This window comes from Mammaliicoccus sp. N-M50 (assembly GCF_022386995.1).
Classification (GTDB): Bacteria; Bacillota; Bacilli; order Staphylococcales; family Staphylococcaceae; genus Mammaliicoccus; species Mammaliicoccus sciuri_A.
In genome coordinates this window covers 21903-40993 of the sequence record NZ_JAJNJA010000008.1, presented here as the reverse complement: position 1 = coordinate 40993, position 19091 = coordinate 21903, and the positions used below count along the sequence as shown (strand labels likewise).

Sequence of the window (19091 nt, the reverse complement as noted above, 5' to 3'; positions counted from 1 at the left end):
TGACTTAATCTATTTTTGAAAAGTGTTGAATGATTTTATATACATCAATTTTTGAATCTGTTTGAACAATTTGTTGTATAGCTTCATCGTCTTGAGACATATCTCTCAGTTGTAGTAGTGGTCTTAAATGTTTGAACTTATCTGTAGCAGCGATTGCTACGAAGATATGAACTTTTAATCCAGTACTCAACTCGAGTGGCTCTTTCAGAATCAACATACTCATTGCAGTCCTATGAACGATTTGATCACCATCAGCATGAGGGATTGCGATATTTTGGTTAATAACCATATACGTATCATCAAATGCTGCATGCATCTTATCTATATAAAGCGGGTCGACATAGTTCATTCTTACTAACGGATTAGCCGTTAATTGAATGGCTTCTTCAATATCAGCTACGCGCTCTACAAAATTGATATGATTGGTTGGTAATAAATCTTGTAAGTTCAAAGTACTATTAATAGATAATGTTGATGCTTTAACTGATGAATATGCATACGTATCTTCAAATTGTGCTTTTACGATTTTGAAAAGCTCTGATTCATTATGAATTGTTGCATGTTCTCTAATAGCCGAAATCATTTTTTCGACTTGTATTTCTGTTTCCATCGTATTATTTAATTGACCGAATACATGTTGCCGTAGTTCATGTTTTTCTTGAGCAGTTAATATCGTTTTCGTGATATACAATTTTTTAGGTGTCATGATATGCATCGGTGAAAAGACGATATCAAAATCTAATTCATACTGATTGAAATCACGTAATGACAATGCATCAAGGAAAATAAATTCAGGGAATACACTTCGCAACTCTTGTAACATGAGCTGGGAAATGGATGTACCTTGTGTACAAACAACGACTGCTTTTACTTTTTGTTCAATTTCTTCATCTTGCCTTCTTAAACTGCCACCAATCAGTATGGTTAAATAAGCAATTTCATTTTCGGGTAATGATTGCCCGAAGAATTTTTCTAAAGGTTTTGAAGATAATTTAACGAGATGAAAGAGTTCTTTATAATCTTCTTTTAAGGAATTTTCCAAACCTTCTACATCAGATAATTGATATCGTATTCTATAAAAAGCAGGTTCCATATGAAGCATTAATTGGTTTATCAAAGAATCTCGATCTTTAAATTTAATAAAAGTAATTTTTTCAAATTGAACAATCATGTCTATAAGTGCTTTTTTGAGTTCTGGGATATGTTGAACATCACTGACATCTGACCACTGAACACTCGTTGACAACAACTGTAAAGTAATAAATAACTTTTCTTGTCTTGGAATATTTGGGTAGTTCGATGTCAAAATTTCTGTTGCTTGATATTCTTTCGTATCCGATAAATCGTCATATCCTATAGAAAATGATGAAACAATTTTGTCATGCTTAATTCTTCGTAAAATTAAATAAAGTTTATATGGTAATGTTTGTGTACTTTGATCAATGAATTTCCTGTCTAAATATTGTTCGATTTTAGTGATTTGTTTATTGATTAATTCAATTTTTTCATCAATAATATTTAAACTTTTGACGATATCAGACTGAACAATATGCATTGTAAAGACTTTATCGATGAGCCTCATAAGAAGCCTTCGAATTTCAAATTCACTACCAGCTAAGTAATAACCATTTGTACGACTATATTTCAAATTAACTTCGTATGGTTGTAGAAGTTCTTTCAATTTCTTAATATCATTTAGAATCGTATTTTTACTGACTTCTAAATCAATTGAGAAGTGATTTAATGAAAGACCTTCTTCTTCACTAAACAACATCAATAAAATGAGGTGTGCACGTTGGTATGCGGTATATACCTGCTCATTCTCTTGATAGGTGGATTCAATTGGAACATTAAGAAAATCTTTAATGGTGTCATCAACGATAAAATAACCTTGGCTAGTTCGTTCGATTTCCGGATAATCATGTTCTTTAAACCAGTCATTTAACTTTTGAATCCTGTACCCAAGTTGTCTTCGTGAAATGTTAAACATTGATTCTAAGTCTTTGCCTTTTACTTTTGGATTTTTTATCATTTCTGAAATGATATTAAAGTTTTCTTTTTGTATTTTGAATACCTCCTTTGTTGTTAGTCATAATTTAACACAGGTCATCAAAGAGTTGTACAAGCTTTAATCACAAATGTTATTAACTTTTGTGTACACCTTTGTGATTATACTGATATGACAACGTTTGTAAGACACAACGAATAATTTTAAATGCATGAATATTATTAAAATTGAATACATAGTAGATTTAACTTAAGTAAGAAAAGGGGTAAAAAGGGGATAAGAACACAAAAAAAGCAATCGCTCGATTAGCGATTGCTTTTAATTAATCATTATTCTTGAGTTTCATCTGGTAAGTTTTCTTTCATTTTTTTATTGATTTTCTTCGCGCGTTTGAAATAAATACCTTCAAAGTAACTTGTTGTACCTAATTTATAGAATACAAGTGCAACAACTGCAATGACGATGAAATCATATGGGTAGTGGATCCAATTAAGTCCGTTAAATTCTTTACTTCCGATAAATGATAAGAAAGCAAGAATGATAAGGTATGCGATGATCCAAATACTACCACCAATTTGTTTTTTAGTATTTGTCCAATTTGTCTTATATTCATAGAAGAAGTAAATTGGTAAACCTAAAATGATAATAAATATAACTTGTGCTGTTGTTGGCCACATAGCCCAATATATTGCGAGTGATGCAACAACAAATGAAAATGGTGCCATAAAGCCAAGCATTTTCGCACGGAATGGTCTATGCATATTCGGTGCCATTTTTCTTAATGAAATAACAGTTGTTGGACCAGTTAAATATGCAACAAGTGTTGCTGTAGATATAACACTTGCTAATACTGCCCAATCTCTAAATAAAGAAACCATAATCATACTAACGATAGCGTTAAATACAATTGCGACACGTGGAATGTTGTATTTTTCGTTCATAGAACCTAAGAATTTAGGAATATGACCGTTTTTCTCCATTGCACGTAATACACGACCAGTAATTGCTACGAATGAAACCCCTGTACCAAATGGCGATACAACGGCTTCTAAATATAATAGAATAGCTAACCAGTTTAATCCTAATATGATGGCTAAGTTAGCAAATGGTGAGTCGAAATTAATACCGCTCCAACCACCACTTTCAGAAAGCATGTCTGCTGGCATAGATGTAATAAATGTACTTTGTAAAATAATATATAATGCAGCACTTAAAGAAAGTGAAATTAATATACCTTTATAGATATTCTTTTCAGGATTTTGAATTTCAGATCCCATGTTAATAATTGTTTGGAATGCGTTAAATGAGAATATAATACCAGATGCTGTAGTAGCAGCGAATATTGGTGCACTACCATATGGCATAAATTCTCCTATTGATGAACCGTAGTTTCCAGTATCAAATCCAGAAATAATTAACATAATAATCGTTACAAGTGGCACACCTAATTTGAAGAATGATATTAAACTTGTAAATGATGTTAATAGTTTAACTGACCAATAATTTAATAATGAGAAAATAATAATGATAATAAACACTGCAAATAATCCAATATTACTTATTGAACCATCATGCATAAGTTGGCTAGTAGGTTTAGCCCAATCCCATGGCCAAGAGCTGATGTATTGAACAGCTGATACAGCTTCGATAGGGATAATCGTTACTAATGATACCCAGTTAGCCCATGATGCTATGAAACCAAGCAGTGAACCATGTGTATACTGCGCGTAGTTACTCATACCACCAGATTGTGGGAACATTGTTCCAATTTCAATATAGTTATAAGCTATCGATCCTATAACAATAAAGCCTATTACCCAAGATATAATTGCGGCAGGACCTGCAATTGATGATGCTTCCCATGCCCCAAATAACCATCCAGAACCGATTAAAGAACCAAGTCCTAATAGTACGAGTTGGGTCAGGTTAATTTTTTTGTTTTCGTTATGATTACTCATCCAATCTCCCATTCTAATTTTTAATCAATTTTTGTTTGTTTTTATTGTTAAAATTAAAGCACGGGACAATATTATACGCTTATAAAATTAATAGTCAAATTCCGTTGTAAATATCAAACGTTTTCAAATCGCTGTACGCACCAGTTTTATAGGGATGAAAGGTTTTTAGAGTTCCGGCAGTCTGACCGGCTATAAAGTAAATTAATTTGTATTTTTAAGTTGATTGTGACGCTACGTCATAAAATAGAATATAAATATAAAAACCAATAATACGAGGAGTGGTTAGTATGCAAATGACTACAGGAGAAGTAGCTAAGAGATGTCATGTAACAGTTCGTACAGTACAGTATTACGATAAGAAAGGCATTGTCAGCCCAAGTGAAACATCTGAGAATAATAGAAGATTATATACAGAAGCGGATTTGAATCAATTAAAGATTGTATTGATTTTGAAAGGTATGAATTTTTCATTGAAAGAAATTAAAGAATTGTTGAAATCAAATGAGTCTATCAACACACTCAATGTACTGTTAAGTGAAAAAATCATTGAACTAGAGGAAAATATTAAAAACGAAAGTGACCAATTGAAACAAATTCAATTTATTAAAAAGAATATAAGTGAAGAAAGTGAATATCCAGTATCTAATATCTTAAATTTACAAAATAAATCTAAAAAGCATCAACTAATGAAAAAATTCCGAAGCAAATTTATGTTTGTATCTATGATTGTCGGCATTGGTCAATATACAAGCATTGCCATGGCTATAACACAGAAAAAATGGAAACCAGTTATCATCGTTTATCCATTCGTACTATTGTATGCAGCATTTGCCGTTAAGAAATATTATGCTGTTGTAAATTACTTATGTCCAAATTGCCAAAATGAATTTAAACCGATCTTCTCAGAATGGTTCAAATCTAATCATACGTATCAAACAAGAAAGCTATTATGTCCTCATTGTAATGTAGAAAGTTTTTGTATCGAGACACATGAATAATGAAAAAGAGCGAGATAGAACACTGTGGAATCAGAATTCTATCTCGCTTATTTTAATATGAATATATCAATTATTGAGGTATAACACCAATTTCCATATGAACTAAATAACCATCTTTATCAAAAGAGGCGAGGTAATGTTGATTTAAAGTACCATATTTTAAATATTGGTCTCCTTCATCAACTAACATCGTTGCTTCATGTGCTTTTTTAAATTCAGCTTTTGTAACAACGCCAGATTTAACATCAAACATGATTGTACCAACTTTACCATTGTCGTCTTTTAATATTGTCGTGTCATAGACTTTAGATGAATGACCACCAGTGCCTGTTTTAGCATCATATTCCGTTTGATAACCATTAATCGTTACATTATCTGCATAAAGTGCTTCTACAAAATTATAATCTAATACAAATGACGGGTTATTATATGTGTAGCCATCATAGTTATACCAAGGTGTTGTTTCTGACTTTGAATTTGCTGCAATAGCTTGATCAGAATTTTCGACAGCTGACACACCAAGTAATAAACTCGTCGATAACGCAGTCGTACCAATTAACTGATAAACTTTCTTCATTGTCTCCACTCCCTTTAATAGATATAACAATCCGTTGGCTAAGTGACAAAAAAGTTTGTAATATTACACTACCCGATATAAAAGAAGATAATCAAATCGTGAAGAAGGTGGGGATGTTATTTAGAATGAGGCAAGATGTGAGTTAAAGGCGGAATAAACTCACGAGATTGAAAAACATGTGAGTTAAAGAGGTAGTAAACACACGAGATTGAGAAACATGTGAGTTAAAAGAGGAATAAACTCACGAGATCGAATAACATGTGAGTTAAAGGCAGAATAAACTCACGAGATTGAATAACATGTGAGTTAAAGGCAGAATAAACTCACGAGATCGTAAAAGATGTGAGTTAAAGACGGAATAAACACACGAGATTAGGAAAGATGTGAGTTAAAGGAGTAGTAAACACACGAGATTGAGAAACATGTGAGTTAAAGGTGGGGTAAACACACGAGATTGGGAAACATGTGAGTTAAAGGAGGAGTAAACTCACGAGATTGAAAAACATGTGAGTTAAAGGTGTAGTAAACTCACAAGTTCATCCTAGATATGCCTAAATTCCAAATTATTCCCCCAACTCACATATCTTATTGCTCTCATCACCACCATCCAATCCAACACCCCCATTCATCAGTGTAAAATTTCAAATTGACTAATCTTGAGTACGATGATAGGATTAATAAAAATAATAATAGACTCTTATCAAGAGTGGCTGAGGGATGTGCCCTATGAAGCCCAGCAACCTTCTATTTGGAAAGGTGCTAATTCACATAAAGTTTGTCTAAACTTTTGAAGATGAGAGGAGGTTTATCTAACTTTCTCTAATTTTTTAGAGGAAGTTTTTTTATTTTTAATTTTATATCGGAAAGAGGCGTGTATACATATGAGTAAATTCGTAAAGTTTGTTAGTTTTATCGGTATTATTTTATTATTAGCTGCGTGTGGAAAGTCAAGTGGAAGTGAAAATACAAAGATTACGGTTGCTGCTTCTCCGGCTCCGATGGTGATGTCGTTGAACATGCTAAAGAAAAAATGAAAGAAAAAGGTTATGACTTAGAAGTTAAAACAGTGAATGATTATAAAGTGCCTAACAAATTATTAGATAAAGGTGATGTTGATGCAAATCTATTTCAACATGTGCCTTACTTAAAAGCTGAAAAAGCAACACATGGATATAAAATTGAAGAGGTTGGAAAAGTTTTCACAACGCCAATGGGTGTTTATAGTAAAAAACATAAAGATTTGAAACACTTACCAGATGGCGCAACAATCTATGTGTCTAACAACCCAGCTGAAGAAGGAAGATTTTTATCATTCTTTGTTAATGAAGGATTGATCAAAATAGATCCAAAAGTGAAAATTGAAGATGCCAAATTTGATGATATTATAGAAAATAAAAAGAATTTGAACTTTAATAACAAACAAGGTGCAGAATTTTTACCTAAAACATATAACAGTGGTGAAGGCGATTTAGTCATTATGAATTCAAACTATGCAATTGATAACGGACTGAATCCAGTGAAAGATTCGATTGCAATTGAAGATAAGTCATCACCATTTGCGAATATATTAGCTGTAAAAGAAGGACATAAAAATGATAAGAAATTCCAAGAACTTCTGAAAGTTCTACAGTCTAAAGAAATGAAGAAATATATTAAAGATGAATATGGCGATAATGTTATCCCATATGAAAAGTAATCATGTAATGAACCCAGGCATATGTCTGGGTTTTAATTTTATATATTTGTGTATTTATTCACAATGAAATAATATTATAAATCTTTAAAATTTATGTTGTAAGCGTTTCCTGTTTGTGCTATATTCAACTTATTAATAAATAGAGTCATCATATGACCACATGAATTTGAAGGGAAATTAATTAAGAAAGTTGGATATATATGAAAGAAAAAAGAACTAATATAAGATGGTTTTTTGCAATTGCATTCTTTATTATAGGGATTATCGCATATATGGATCGTTCAAACATCTCTATTATCGCCGGACCTATGATGGAAGATTTAAATATGAACAAAGCTCAATTCGGGCTATTAGCATCATTCTTCTCACTTGGTTATGCTTTAATGCAAGTACCTTCAGGGATATTAGCTGAAAAGTTTGGTCCTAAGAAAATGTTAACAATCGCATTATTATGGTGGAGTGCTTTCACAATTCTTACAGGTATTGTGAAAAATCATGGCTTACTATACTTTGTACGTTTCTTATTTGGTGTAGGTGAAGCGCCAATGTATCCATCAAATGCTGTATTTAATAGTTACTGGTTTAATAAGAATGAAAAAGGACGTGCATCTTCTGCATTATTAGCAGGTTCATACTTCGGTCCAGTAATCGCACCAATTGTAACAATCGCAATTATGAATGCGTTTGGTTGGCAAGCAGTATTTTATATTTTCGGTTTAGTTGGAATATTAATTGCAATCTTATGGGTAATTATCGCTAAAGATTTACCAGAACAACATAAAATGGTAAATGAAGCAGAAAAAAGATTTATTATGGAAACACGTGACGTTGTAGATACAGGTAAAACAACTGCACCTTGGAACATCTTCTTTAAACGTTTTAGTTTCTATGCAATAGCAGCACAATATTTTGTTGTACAATTTGTCATTACATTATTTTTATACTGGTTACCTACATATTTACATGAGCAATACCATGTTAATTTTAAAGAGATGGGCTTTATTGCAGGCGCACCATGGTTAGCAATGTTTGTAATAATTATGTTAGGTGGTACAATTTCAGATAAAATTTTATCATTAGGGAAATCAAAATTTGTAGCTAGAAGTATAATTGCTATATTAGGATTCATAGTATTTTGTATTTCTTTATTCTTCGCATTAACTACAAACAATTTATATTTATGTATAATTGGTTTTTGTATTTGTCTAGCTGGAGTTGGTGCATCAATGGGTATGAGCTGGGCAACTGCTACAGACTTAGGTCGTAACTTTGCAGGAACTGTTTCTGGATGGATGAACTTATGGGGTAATATTGGAGGATTTTTAAGCCCATTTTTAGTAGGTCTACTAGTTGATAGAATAGGTTGGAATTCTACGTTACTATTGATGTTAATACCTGCTGTCTTCGCAATCATCATGTGGTTCTTTATTAAACCTGACAATCCTTTAGTAAAAGAAGAAAATGTATAATATTTTAAGGGTCTAAGGCACGTTATGTGCTTTGGATTCTTTTTTTTATAACAATAAGTTTAGGTTACCCTAATTAAAATGTTTACAAATTAAATAGATAGGTATATCCTCTTGATATAGAGGTGTTAGACATGGGCAAAAGTTTAGAAGAAATTAATAGTACGGTCTCTTTTGATGCTGAAGCAAATGCTTTTAGAAAGTTCCTAATGTATTTAGGTCCTGGTTTGCTTGTAGCAGTTGGATATATGGATCCGGGTAACTGGATTACATCAATGTCTGGTGGGGCTCAGTATGGTTATATATTATTATTTGTGATTTTAATATCTAGTTTATCTGCTATGCTGTTACAAAGCATGTGTGCAAGATTAGGTATAGCAAGTGGGATGGATTTAGCACAAGTTACGGAGCATATGACCAATAAATCTTTAGGTGTATTTGCTTGGATTTTAGCTGAATTAGCTATTATGGCAACTGATATTGCTGAAGTAATAGGTAGTGCGATTGCTTTAAATTTACTATTTAACATTCCACTAACTTTAGGGGTAACCATCACAGTATTAGATGTTTTACTTTTACTTTTAATTATTAAACTCGGATTTAGAAAAATAGAAGCAATTGTAGGTGTACTTATATTTACAGTTCTCATAATCTTTATGTTTGAAGTGTATCTTTCTTCACCGGATGCTAGTTCCTTAATGGCAGGATTTTTACCAAGTTCTGAAATTGTTACGAATAAAGGCGCTTTATATATTGCGTTAGGTATTATTGGTGCAACGATTATGCCACATAACTTATATTTACATTCATCAATCGTTCAGTCTAGAAATTATGAAAGAACAGATAAAGGTAAAAAAAGTGCGATTAAATATGCAACAATCGATTCTAATATTCAATTAACAATTGCGTTTATTATTAACTGCTTATTATTAGTATTAGGCGCAGCATTATTCTTTGGTAGTCATGAAGCTTTAGGAAGATTCTTTGATTTATATGATGCTTTAAGCCACTCTCATGTAGGCGGTGCAATAGGTGGCGCTGTTATGAGTACACTATTTGCTATAGCATTATTAGCTTCAGGACAAAATTCTACAATAACAGGTACGTTATCAGGACAAATTGTTATGGAAGGTTTCTTGAAAATTAAACTTAAACCATGGGTACGTAGAATCATTACAAGAGTTATCGCAGTTATACCAGTATTTCTTTGTTTATGGTTATACGGATCAAGCGATACAAAAATAGAAGATTTATTAATTTTCACACAAGTATTTTTAAGTTTAGCTTTACCATTTAGTATTATTCCATTAATTATGGCAACAAGTAATCCAAACATCATGGGTAAACAATTCGTCAATAAAAGATGGGTTAATATGATATCTTGGATACTCGCAGTAGTTCTAAGTGTGCTTAATATCTATTTAATAGTAGAAACAATATCAGAATTTATGTAGTTCATATAAAGCCAAGGCAATGATTTTATTGCCTTGGCTTTTTCTCTGCGTCTATTAATAATTTGATAGGACCTGTCGAATTAAGTGTGATTAATCTTTGTGCCATTTCATCAGGTGGTGTGTCTAATGCTCTAATGACCCAACCTTGTATCATGCCTGCATAAGCCGATGCAACGTATTCAGCGACAATATCTTTATCTAATATCATGTCATTTTGAACGCCAGTATCTTCAAAAAAGATAATATATCTTTGATGGATATGATTTTTAAGCAAGATGTAGAAATTAGGATAGTGTTTGAACATCGTTTGATAGAAATACGCATAATGGGATATATGGCTAAAGATATTATTAGCGATATAGAATTGTGATTCACTAATGCTATGATGTTTTAAATAAAATTTATAAGGCTCACCGAATAGTAGTTGAAAGTAACTGGATATTGTATGAGACATTAATACTTCAATTGATGGATAATGTCTATAAAACGTTGAACGATTGATTTCAGCTTCTTCACATAACTGTTTAACTGTTATGGATTGAATGCTCGTTGTATTTAAACATGTTAATAATGCATTCTGAATTTTGTTTCTGGATTGTTTTTGTTTCTTGTCCAAACTGTTCACCTTCTTATGAATGCAACATAATTTAAAAATGTGTTGCTTTTCTCATTTTACACACATTGTTTTTTAAAGTCGAACATTTTTATAATAATAATATGAAAAATATTGGAGGAGAACAAATTGAAACAAGATGCCGAAATGTTGAAAGAAACGTTGTTAAATAATAAACAGAATAGAGTAACTGACGACCACTTTGATTTAAAAGCAGCTTTAGAAGAAATTCTTAATTCAGTTGGTTATACGACTGCAGATAGTGGTGGTAATGTTACATTCTATGGTAAAGATCCAGTGTTACCAAGTACATTACGAATTGCCGGATTAGCAGGATTAGGTTTGGCGGCTAAATCAGTTGCTTTAGCGCATTTATGGCAAGTTCGAGGCGGTAAAGGACAAGACATTCATGTCGATATTAGAAAAGCATTAAAAAGATTATCACCTTTTTACGAAAGAAAATGGGAAACATTAAATGGATTTCCAGCAAAAGGTCAAGAAGATCCACATACACCATTTAGATTTAATTTTTATGAAACGAAAGATAATAGATGGGTAATGCCATTAAACCCTTATCCAAATGCTAAAGAACATGTATTAGATTTATTAGATTGTCGTGGAACGAAAGAAGCGGTTACTAAAGCGATTAAACAGTGGAATGGTAAAGAACTAGAAGAAGCGGGTTCTAAAAAAGGTATCGTGATGCCGCTCGTGCGCTCTGTTGAAGAGTTTGTTGAAGAAGAACAGTTTAAATATATTGCAGAATCAGAACTCGTTGAAATTAAGAAAATAGGAGAATCTGAACCGATACCATTCACTGAGAACCCAGAACAACCATTAAGTGGCATAAGAGCATTAGGAATGGGACATGTTATAGCAGGAGCAGGACTCGGTAGAGGTTTAGCATTACACGGAGCAGACGTACTCAATGTATGGCGACCAACTGAGTTAGAAGTAGAAACTATGTATTTAACTTCTAATGTCGGAATGCGTTCAACTTATTTAGATATTACAAATCAACAGTCACATAGAGATAAATTTGATGAATTGTTAAGTGATGCAGATATATTCTTCATTAATAAAAGACATGGATTTATGGAAAAATACAATGTGACAGCTGAAGCATTAGCAGAGAAGAAACCAGGTATCATACATGCTTCTGTTAATTTACATGGACATGCTGGACCATGGTCAGATAGAAATGGATTTGATCAGACGGCAGGAAGTGTCACAGGTGTCATGAGTTTAGAAGGAACAGATGAACAACCCGCATTGCCACCAATTGTTGTTGTAAATGATTATGTTATTTCATGGTTGTTAGAACTCGGTACAATTAAAGCATTAGAAAGACGAGCAGTAGAAGGGGGTAGTTATAGTGTATCTGTATCATTAAGTAAAGTGTCTGCGTATTTAATGTCTTTAGGTATATTTGATAAAGCATATGCACAAGAAGTAGCAAATAGTAATGAAGAACATCGTGCCGTAGCACCAGAACAATTTGAAGCAGAAACACCACTTGGAACATATGTAGGCGTGACAGATCAAGTAGAAATGAGTGAAACACCAGGACATTACGATACAGTCTTGATGGTCAGAGGATCAGATAAACCAGCTTGGAAGTAGAAAGTATTTGAATTTAGTTTGATATAGGCGTCGTTAGGGACAGAATTCCGAGAAGTGACCGTAAGAGGCGTCGTTAGGGACAGAATTCCGAGAAATGTCCGTAAGTGAGCGCCCATCTAACTACCAGAATTCAGAATAATGGTAGTTACAGCATTCTAACTACCACAATTCGGAATAATGGAAGTTACAGCGTTCTAACTACCACAATTCAGAATAATGGAAGTTACAGCGCTCTAAGTACCAGAATTCGAAATAATGGAAGTTACAGCGTTCTAATTACCACAATTCGGAATAATGGTAGTTAGCCCATCATAATCACACAAAAAATAAGCATATCACTTTATTTTCTGAGTTTCTCAGATTAGTGATATGCTTATTCGTTTATTTATAGGATTCTTCAGCTATGAGTATGTTCTATTCTTTGCTTGCACTTACTTTAATATCTGAAGGTCCGGCTAATAATGGTTTGACACTTTTAATAAATTGTTGGAAGTGTTCGCTATTATTATGTGCTTCTATAGCTTCTTGGTTTTCCCAAATTTCATACATTAAATAAGTATTGTCTGACTCAGTTGATTTGAAGTGTTCGTAACCGATGTTTCCTGTTTCTTGTCTTGATGATGCTACTAAATCTTTAATCAATGCTTCATATTGTTCAACTGCTTGTGCTTGAACTTCAAACTTCGCATTTATGATTAACATAAGATAACCTCTTTCTCTCTATCAATTTGATTTCTATATTTGAATCATGACAGAAAGTGATAGAATTGTAAATTTTGAAATCTTGGAATTGAAAAATTTATTTGGTTCTTAATTTTGAGTGTCTTATTCCATACGTAAAGTACATGATAATTCCTAAAATAAACCATATAATAAATGCTATCCAAGTTGTACGTGTTAAGTTTGTCATCAAGTATAAACAGATGATAAAGGATACGATTGGTAATACAGGATATAAAGGTACATTAAAGCCTTCTGATGGTAATGTACGATTTCTTCTTAAGAACAGAACGCCTATTGAAACGGTACAAAATGCAAATAATGTACCGATATTAATTAATGAAGCGAGTTCTGATAAAGGTACAAGACCTGATACGATTCCCATAGATAATGTGAGTATGACAGTATTTTGTACGGGAGTTTGCTTTTGATTCGTTTTAGAGAATACTTTTGGAAGTAAACCATCTCTACTCATCGCGAATATTAAACGCGTTCCGCCATAAGACATGACGAAGATAACTGTTGTCATACCAACGATTGCACCTAGTGACAGGAATCCAGCTATCCAATTTTGATTAATGGATTGTAATGCATAAGCAACTGGTGCGCCAACACCTTCTAAATTTTGATAGGGTACGACACCTGTAAGTACAGCTGAAACAATAATGTATAAAATCGTACAAATCGTTAATGCACCAATAATTCCGATTGGCATGTTCTTTTGAGGATTATTAACTTCTTCAGCAGCAGATGATACTGCATCAAATCCAATATATGCAAAGAACACCATTGAAGCACCTGTTAACACACCATTGAAACCAAATGGTAAGAACGGACTCCAATTATCAGGTTTAACGTAAAAAATACCTACTATTATAAAGAGTAGGACAACCATTATTTTGACAATCACCATAATATTATTGATGCGCGTAGATTCTTTTACGCCAATAATTAATAATGCGCCAATGATCATAATGATAATAAATGCTGGTAAATCAAAATAATGACCACTAGATGGGTCATATGAACCAGATAAAGCTTTTACGACATGGATATTCATACCAGATAATAAGTTAACGACATATGAAGACCAGCCACTTGCGACTGCTGCTATTGCTAAGCCATATTCAAGTAATAATGCCCAACCTAATATCCAAGCAATACCTTCACCAAAAACATAATAACTATATGTATAGGCGCTACCAGCTTGTGGAATTTTTGATGAAAATTCAGAATAACATAAAGCTGCTAAACCACATCCGATTGCAGCGATAATAAATGAAAGCATAATTCCAGGTCCAGTTATTGTAGAGGAGATTTCACCAGGTAAGATAAAAATACCACTACCAACAACAGCTCCGACTCCAAGCATGGTTAAATCAAAAGCGCCGAGTGTTTTTTTAAGTTTTTTATTTGATTGAGAAGAAAGGTGTTCTTTCTTCTTGAAAAATTGATTCATGTTGCACCTCCGGCAGACAATTATACAGAGATTTGTCTAAAAATTCTATATGTTTAAATAATTCTATTAGTGTAATTTTATTTTTAAAAAGGAATTATTATGTATTTAATTTGAAAATTTAGTGAATTTTAAATAAAATATGATAAAAGTTTAGATAAATCAATTTTTGAACAGACTGTTTGACTCACTCAATAATCACGTTTAATATTGACAAGCGTAAAGTAAGTAATTGTTTTTTATAAATGAGGAGGATAATCCATGAAAAATGAACAAATTGTATTAGCTAAAAGAACTGAAGGTATCCCTCAAGATGATGTATTTCGTTATGAAGAAATAGAAGTGAAAGAACCAAATAATGAAGAAGTGCTATTAAAATCAATATATGTTTCTGTAGATCCATACATGAGAGGACGTATGAATGATTCTAAAAGTTATACGCAGTCTTATGAATTAGATAAACCATTTAACGGCCATATCGTTGCAGAAGTTGTTCAATCAAATGCTTCTGGTCTTAAAGAAGGCGATATTGTAACAGGTATTTTACCTTGGCAAAAATATATAACAATCAATGAAAAATATGTTACTAAAATTCCATCAACTGAAGTACCCTTATACCTATATTTAAGTGTACTAGGAATGCCTGGTATGACAGCTTATCAAGGACTCTTGAAAATTGGTAAACCTCAAGAAGGTGAAACAGTAGTTGTTTCAGCTGCATCTGGTGCGGTTGGTTCTGTCGTAGGACAAATTGCTAAGTTGAAAGGCGCGCACGTAGTAGGCATTGCAGGCGGATCAGAGAAAGTAAATTACTTAACTGAAACATTAGGCTTTGACGAAGGTATAGATTATAAGAAAGATGACTTTGCTGAAGCATTAGAAAAAGCCGTTCCAAATGGTATTGATGTTTATTTTGAAAATGTTGGTGGGGCACTTTCAGATGAAGTGTTTAAACATTTAAATAAATTTGCGCGTATACCAGTTTGTGGCGCAATTTCTTCATATAATCTTAAAGGCGAAGATATTGGACCACGTATTCAACAAACATTGATTAAAAGCCAAGCATTGATGCAAGGATTCATTGTTGCACAATTTAATGAAGATGTTAAAGAAGCAAGTGAACAGTTAGCACAATGGGTACAAGAAGGGAAAATTAAATCCGAAGTAACTATAGATGAAGGATTTGATCAAATTCCAAATGCATTCCGTAAGTTATTTACAGGCGATAATTTTGGTAAACAAGTTATTAAAGTAGCTGAATAAATAAGGTTAAATCAGTTTAGGATGAACATGTCCTAAGCTGATTTTTTTGTGGACTCATTTAGACGAGTATAATCTGTCAAAAAAATGACAAAAATATCCATTTATATATTCCTAAATTTTTGATTAGATGGTATAATTTTGAATTGACAAATGATAACGATTATCATTATCGACTTTAAAATACGGGAGAGATGAATATGACAAAACAGCAAGAAAACAACAAGAATCGTTCTACAATCAAGAAACAACATCATTTTTCAATTAGAAAATTGTCGGGAGGGATAGCTTCAATTGCAATTGGTGCGACTTTGTTTTTAGGAGCAGGTCAAACAGCTAATGCAATGGAAGATAAAGTTGATACAGTAAATGAAGCGGCGACTGCTACAGATGATAGTCAAAGTGAGCCATCAGAAGCTAACGATGCTACAGCTACTGAAACAGCAGAATCAGCAGAATCAGAAAATACAGATAAAGAAGCTACTCCTAATACTGATGTAGCTGAAGAAAATGAAGTAACTGAAGCGGAAGATACAAACTCCGTACCAGCTTCTGAAGAAACACCAGCTTCTGAAGAAACACCAGCTTCTGAAGAAACACCAGCTTCTGAAGAAACACCAGCTTCAAATAAAGAAACGACAGTATCTAAAGACGAGGAAACATTAACTTCATCTAAAGAATCGAATGAATCAGAAGACAAAGTAGCAACTGAAGAAACAGCTACTGCTCAACCAACACGTTCAACTGCAACTAGTGAAGCAACAAATGATAAAGAGAAAAGTGCTGTATCTGAAGAAAATGAAGCACAAGACTTTGGATTTATTGTTAAGAAAGAAACGGAAGATGCAAAATCTGTAATGGATGATTATTTAGAACATCCTTCAAAATTAAGCCAAGAAAATGGGAAAAACTATTTGAATTTCACATTATTACATCCTAGCTGGTGGAAGATGTTTGAATTATATAATGGTGATGAAAAACTTAATATGACAACATTAGAAGAAAATGATGATAAACGTGTTGTTAAAGTTGAAGTACCATCAGGCGTTTCAGAACTTACATCAAAAGTACATATCGTTGTCCCTTTTATTAACTATGATAACAAATATACAACACGTGTTATTTTTGATAATGCAGTTCCAGAAGCACCAAAAGTAGAACCAGAAAAGCCAAAAGAAGAAACTTCAAAATTAAGAGAAGATGTTAAAAACAAAGACATTCATAATAAAAAAGTTGATGGTGAAAAACGACCAATTAACTTTAAAGTTATCAACCCGAAAGATGATTCAGAAATGTTCTACTATGGGGCTATGATTAAAGACCCAGCAAGTGTGATTTTTGATGGTGATCAACCAGTATTAGAGTTACGTGTAGATGCGCCTTCTACATGGGTTGAGTTTGATCTCTTTGATGGTGATAAAAAGTTAGACTACGACGTTGTATCATTTGATACAGAAAATGAAGTCGCAACTATTAGAGTTAAAGTTAATGAGAACACGAAAGAATTAAAAATAAAAGGTTCTTCATTAATATTTGGCGAAAAGTCTGAACATGAACTTGGTCATATCGTATTTGCTAAACCAATTACTAAAGACGCTTCTGATTATGTTACAGAAGACGAGTATAAGAAACAAAAAGATAGAGAGAAATATGACAAAGCGATAACTTTAGAAGATAAAGTTCGTGAGCTTGAAAAATTAATCAATAAAGTATCTGATGATGAAAAACCACAACTTCAAGAAGAGTTAAAAGTACTTAAAGAAAAATTAGATAAAGAATTAAAATCTGCTGTAACAGAATTTGAAAAAGCACCCGTTACAAATGTAGATATGTCAAAAGCAAAAGATAGAAACTTTAAAGTATTGCATAGTTCTAAAGATGAACAATCGCATATGGACTTCGAAGTTGAACATCCTGCTAAAGTAGTTGAATATGACGGTAAGAAGATGTTAGCTGTTACTTTGAAACATGATTCAATGTGGAAAGATTTCCAAGTAGAAGGTGAAGATGGATATAAACGTCCAATCATTATTGATAAAGATAGTGAAAAAGATACAAGAACAATCTTATTCCCTATTGTAGAAGGTCAAGAACTCTATAATGCAATCATTAAAATTCATCTCGTTACAGAAAATGTAGATTACGAAGGTGCTTACCATGTCAGAATTCAAGACTTAGGCGATGCAGCTGTTACACCGGAACCAACACCAGAGCCAAGTCCAGAACCAACACCGGAACCGACTCCGGAGCCAACACCAGAGCCAATGCCAGAACCAAGTCCGGAGCCAAGTCCAGAACCGACACCAGAGCCAATGCCAGAGCCGACTCCGGAGCCAAGTCCAACAATGGATCACAAATCAGAACCAGCTGCTAATAATAGTATGCAACCAACAACTATGTCTACAAAAGATCAAGTCATGACAAATAAAGATCAACAGAATTCAGTTATGACAGTAGCAAACAAAGATAAAGTTGAATCAACAAAACAAGAAACAAATAAAGAAAAAATGGCTACTGAACAATCAAAAGAACAAAGTAAAAAGCAAGAAAATAAAAATGAATTACCAAATACAGGTGAATTAGATAATACACAATATGCATTATTTGGATCACTTATAGCAGGATTAGGTTCATTATTATTATTTGGTAGAAGAAAAACTAAAAACAGTAAATAAAGAAATTTTATAAGAGATATAAATAATAGTCTCGTACATGCCAACAAAGTCATAGTTGTGATTTTGTTGGCATTTTTTATGAAGGAATTCCTTTTAAATAAGATTTATAAGCAAGTTTGCTGAGAAGTGCAAATACTGGTGTCGTTATTAGCAGTTTTGGTGAGAAGTGCAAATACTGGTGTCGTTATTAGCAAGTTTGGTGAGAAGTGCAAATACTGGTGTTGTTATTAGCAGTTTTGGTGAGAAGTGCAAATAAGGAGACCAGTAATTACAATTCTCAGTAGTTTTGTAACTAAGGCCGTCCATAGTAACACTTCGGCAGACTTTTGTAATTAAGGAGGTCCATAGTAACAGTTCAGCTGAGTTTTGTAATTAAGAGGGTCTATAGTAACAGTTCGGCTGAGTTTTGTAACTAAGGCTGCCCATAGTAACAGTTCAGCTGAGTTTTGTAATTAAGGCTGCCCATAGTAACACTTCAACCGAGTTTTGTAACTAAGGAAGTCCATAGTAACAGTTTAGTCGAGTTTTGTAACTAACACCCCCGTTACGAACAAGTTTGGACGAAAGTAAAAATATAGCTGATTTAA

Annotated in this window: 12 protein-coding genes, 1 pseudogene and 1 riboswitch; of the genes and pseudogenes, 7 read left to right on the top strand and 6 right to left on the bottom strand. The window is 32.9% G+C overall.

The genetic code is table 11. The features are described 5' to 3' along the window. Positions 1-4: 4 nt before the first annotated feature. Together LQ622_RS12170 and LQ622_RS12165 are read right to left on the bottom strand one after the other, a co-directional pair. Positions 5-1990 carry a BglG family transcription antiterminator gene (locus tag LQ622_RS12170; RefSeq protein WP_239775272.1) on the bottom strand — a complete coding sequence of 662 codons (1986 nt, stop codon included), beginning with the start codon at positions 1988-1990 and terminating at the stop codon, positions 5-7. Positions 1991-2337: 347 nt separating this feature from the next. After that, the gene (locus tag LQ622_RS12165; RefSeq protein WP_204188179.1) at positions 2338-3966 is read right to left on the bottom strand and encodes an APC family permease; all 1629 of its coding nucleotides are present in this window, start codon (positions 3964-3966) and stop codon (positions 2338-2340) included. Between the two features lie 287 nt (positions 3967-4253). On the opposite strand from LQ622_RS12165, the gene LQ622_RS12160 reads away from it, so the two are divergent. Beyond that, positions 4254-4964 carry a MerR family transcriptional regulator gene (locus LQ622_RS12160; protein ID WP_239775271.1) on the top strand — a complete coding sequence of 237 codons (711 nt, stop codon included), beginning with the start codon at positions 4254-4256 and terminating at the stop codon, positions 4962-4964. Between the two features lie 70 nt (positions 4965-5034). Here the strand turns inward: LQ622_RS12160 and isaB are convergent, their stop codons facing one another. Next, a complete protein-coding gene (gene isaB / locus LQ622_RS12155; protein WP_191836425.1) occupies positions 5035-5541 on the bottom strand; it encodes an immunodominant staphylococcal antigen IsaB family protein in 507 nt (168 codons plus the stop codon). A 694-nt stretch (positions 5542-6235) separates the two neighbouring features. Further along, a riboswitch (SAM riboswitch) is annotated at positions 6236-6341 on the top strand. An 81-nt stretch (positions 6342-6422) separates the two neighbouring features. Between isaB and LQ622_RS12150 the strand changes: the two are divergent. The 3 genes and pseudogenes from LQ622_RS12150 (at position 6423) to LQ622_RS12140 (ending at position 10157) form a co-directional block, all read left to right on the top strand. Next, positions 6423-7237 (top strand): annotated as a pseudogene (locus LQ622_RS12150) (MetQ/NlpA family ABC transporter substrate-binding protein). Positions 7238-7437: 200 nt separating this feature from the next. Next, entirely contained in the window at positions 7438-8706 is a 1269-nt protein-coding gene (locus LQ622_RS12145; RefSeq protein WP_107610792.1) for a pyruvate MFS transporter, read from the top strand. Between the two features lie 131 nt (positions 8707-8837). Further along, entirely contained in the window at positions 8838-10157 is a 1320-nt protein-coding gene (locus tag LQ622_RS12140) for an Nramp family divalent metal transporter (protein ID WP_204253259.1), read from the top strand. A gap of 25 nt (positions 10158-10182) precedes the next feature. Here the strand turns inward: LQ622_RS12140 and LQ622_RS12135 are convergent, their stop codons facing one another. Then, complete coding sequence (locus LQ622_RS12135) at positions 10183-10773, bottom strand: TetR/AcrR family transcriptional regulator (RefSeq protein ID WP_239775270.1); 591 nt, start codon at positions 10771-10773, stop codon at positions 10183-10185. Between the two features lie 126 nt (positions 10774-10899). On the opposite strand from LQ622_RS12135, the gene LQ622_RS12130 reads away from it, so the two are divergent. Further along, on the top strand, positions 10900-12393 hold the full coding sequence (locus LQ622_RS12130) for a CoA transferase (RefSeq protein WP_239775269.1): 1494 nt from the start codon (positions 10900-10902) through the stop codon (positions 12391-12393). Between the two features lie 414 nt (positions 12394-12807). Here the strand turns inward: LQ622_RS12130 and LQ622_RS12125 are convergent, their stop codons facing one another. Next, on the bottom strand, positions 12808-13095 hold the full coding sequence (locus LQ622_RS12125) for a putative quinol monooxygenase (protein WP_037590620.1): 288 nt from the start codon (positions 13093-13095) through the stop codon (positions 12808-12810). 97 nt (positions 13096-13192) lie between these two features. Next, complete coding sequence (locus LQ622_RS12120) at positions 13193-14572, bottom strand: amino acid permease (protein WP_239775267.1); 1380 nt, start codon at positions 14570-14572, stop codon at positions 13193-13195. Positions 14573-14830: 258 nt separating this feature from the next. Between LQ622_RS12120 and LQ622_RS12115 the strand changes: the two genes are divergently transcribed. Beyond that, positions 14831-15832, top strand: a complete 1002-nt coding sequence (locus tag LQ622_RS12115; protein ID WP_037590618.1) for an NADP-dependent oxidoreductase — start codon at positions 14831-14833, stop codon at positions 15830-15832. A gap of 197 nt (positions 15833-16029) precedes the next feature. Then, positions 16030-18504: an NEAT domain-containing protein gene (locus tag LQ622_RS12110; RefSeq protein WP_239775265.1), complete on the top strand. Its 2475-nt coding sequence runs from the start codon at positions 16030-16032 to the stop codon at positions 18502-18504. Positions 18505-19091: the final 587 nt, after the last annotated feature.

What these genes read in the sequence shown, in the direction of transcription:
- LQ622_RS12170 (WP_239775272.1), bottom strand. Translation starts at nt 1,990, where the DNA reads ATGTTTAACATTTCACGAAGACAACTTGGGTACAGGATTCAAAAGTTA.
- LQ622_RS12165 (WP_204188179.1), bottom strand. Translation starts at nt 3,966, where the DNA reads ATGAGTAATCATAACGAAAACAAAAAAATTAACCTGACCCAACTCGTA.
- LQ622_RS12160 (WP_239775271.1), top strand. Translation starts at nt 4,254, where the DNA reads ATGCAAATGACTACAGGAGAAGTAGCTAAGAGATGTCATGTAACAGTT.
- isaB (WP_191836425.1), bottom strand. Translation starts at nt 5,541, where the DNA reads ATGAAGAAAGTTTATCAGTTAATTGGTACGACTGCGTTATCGACGAGT.
- LQ622_RS12145 (WP_107610792.1), top strand. Translation starts at nt 7,438, where the DNA reads ATGAAAGAAAAAAGAACTAATATAAGATGGTTTTTTGCAATTGCATTC.
- LQ622_RS12140 (WP_204253259.1), top strand. Translation starts at nt 8,838, where the DNA reads ATGGGCAAAAGTTTAGAAGAAATTAATAGTACGGTCTCTTTTGATGCT.
- LQ622_RS12125 (WP_037590620.1), bottom strand. Translation starts at nt 13,095, where the DNA reads ATGTTAATCATAAATGCGAAGTTTGAAGTTCAAGCACAAGCAGTTGAA.
- LQ622_RS12120 (WP_239775267.1), bottom strand. Translation starts at nt 14,572, where the DNA reads ATGAATCAATTTTTCAAGAAGAAAGAACACCTTTCTTCTCAATCAAAT.
- LQ622_RS12115 (WP_037590618.1), top strand. Translation starts at nt 14,831, where the DNA reads ATGAAAAATGAACAAATTGTATTAGCTAAAAGAACTGAAGGTATCCCT.
- LQ622_RS12110 (WP_239775265.1), top strand. Translation starts at nt 16,030, where the DNA reads ATGACAAAACAGCAAGAAAACAACAAGAATCGTTCTACAATCAAGAAA.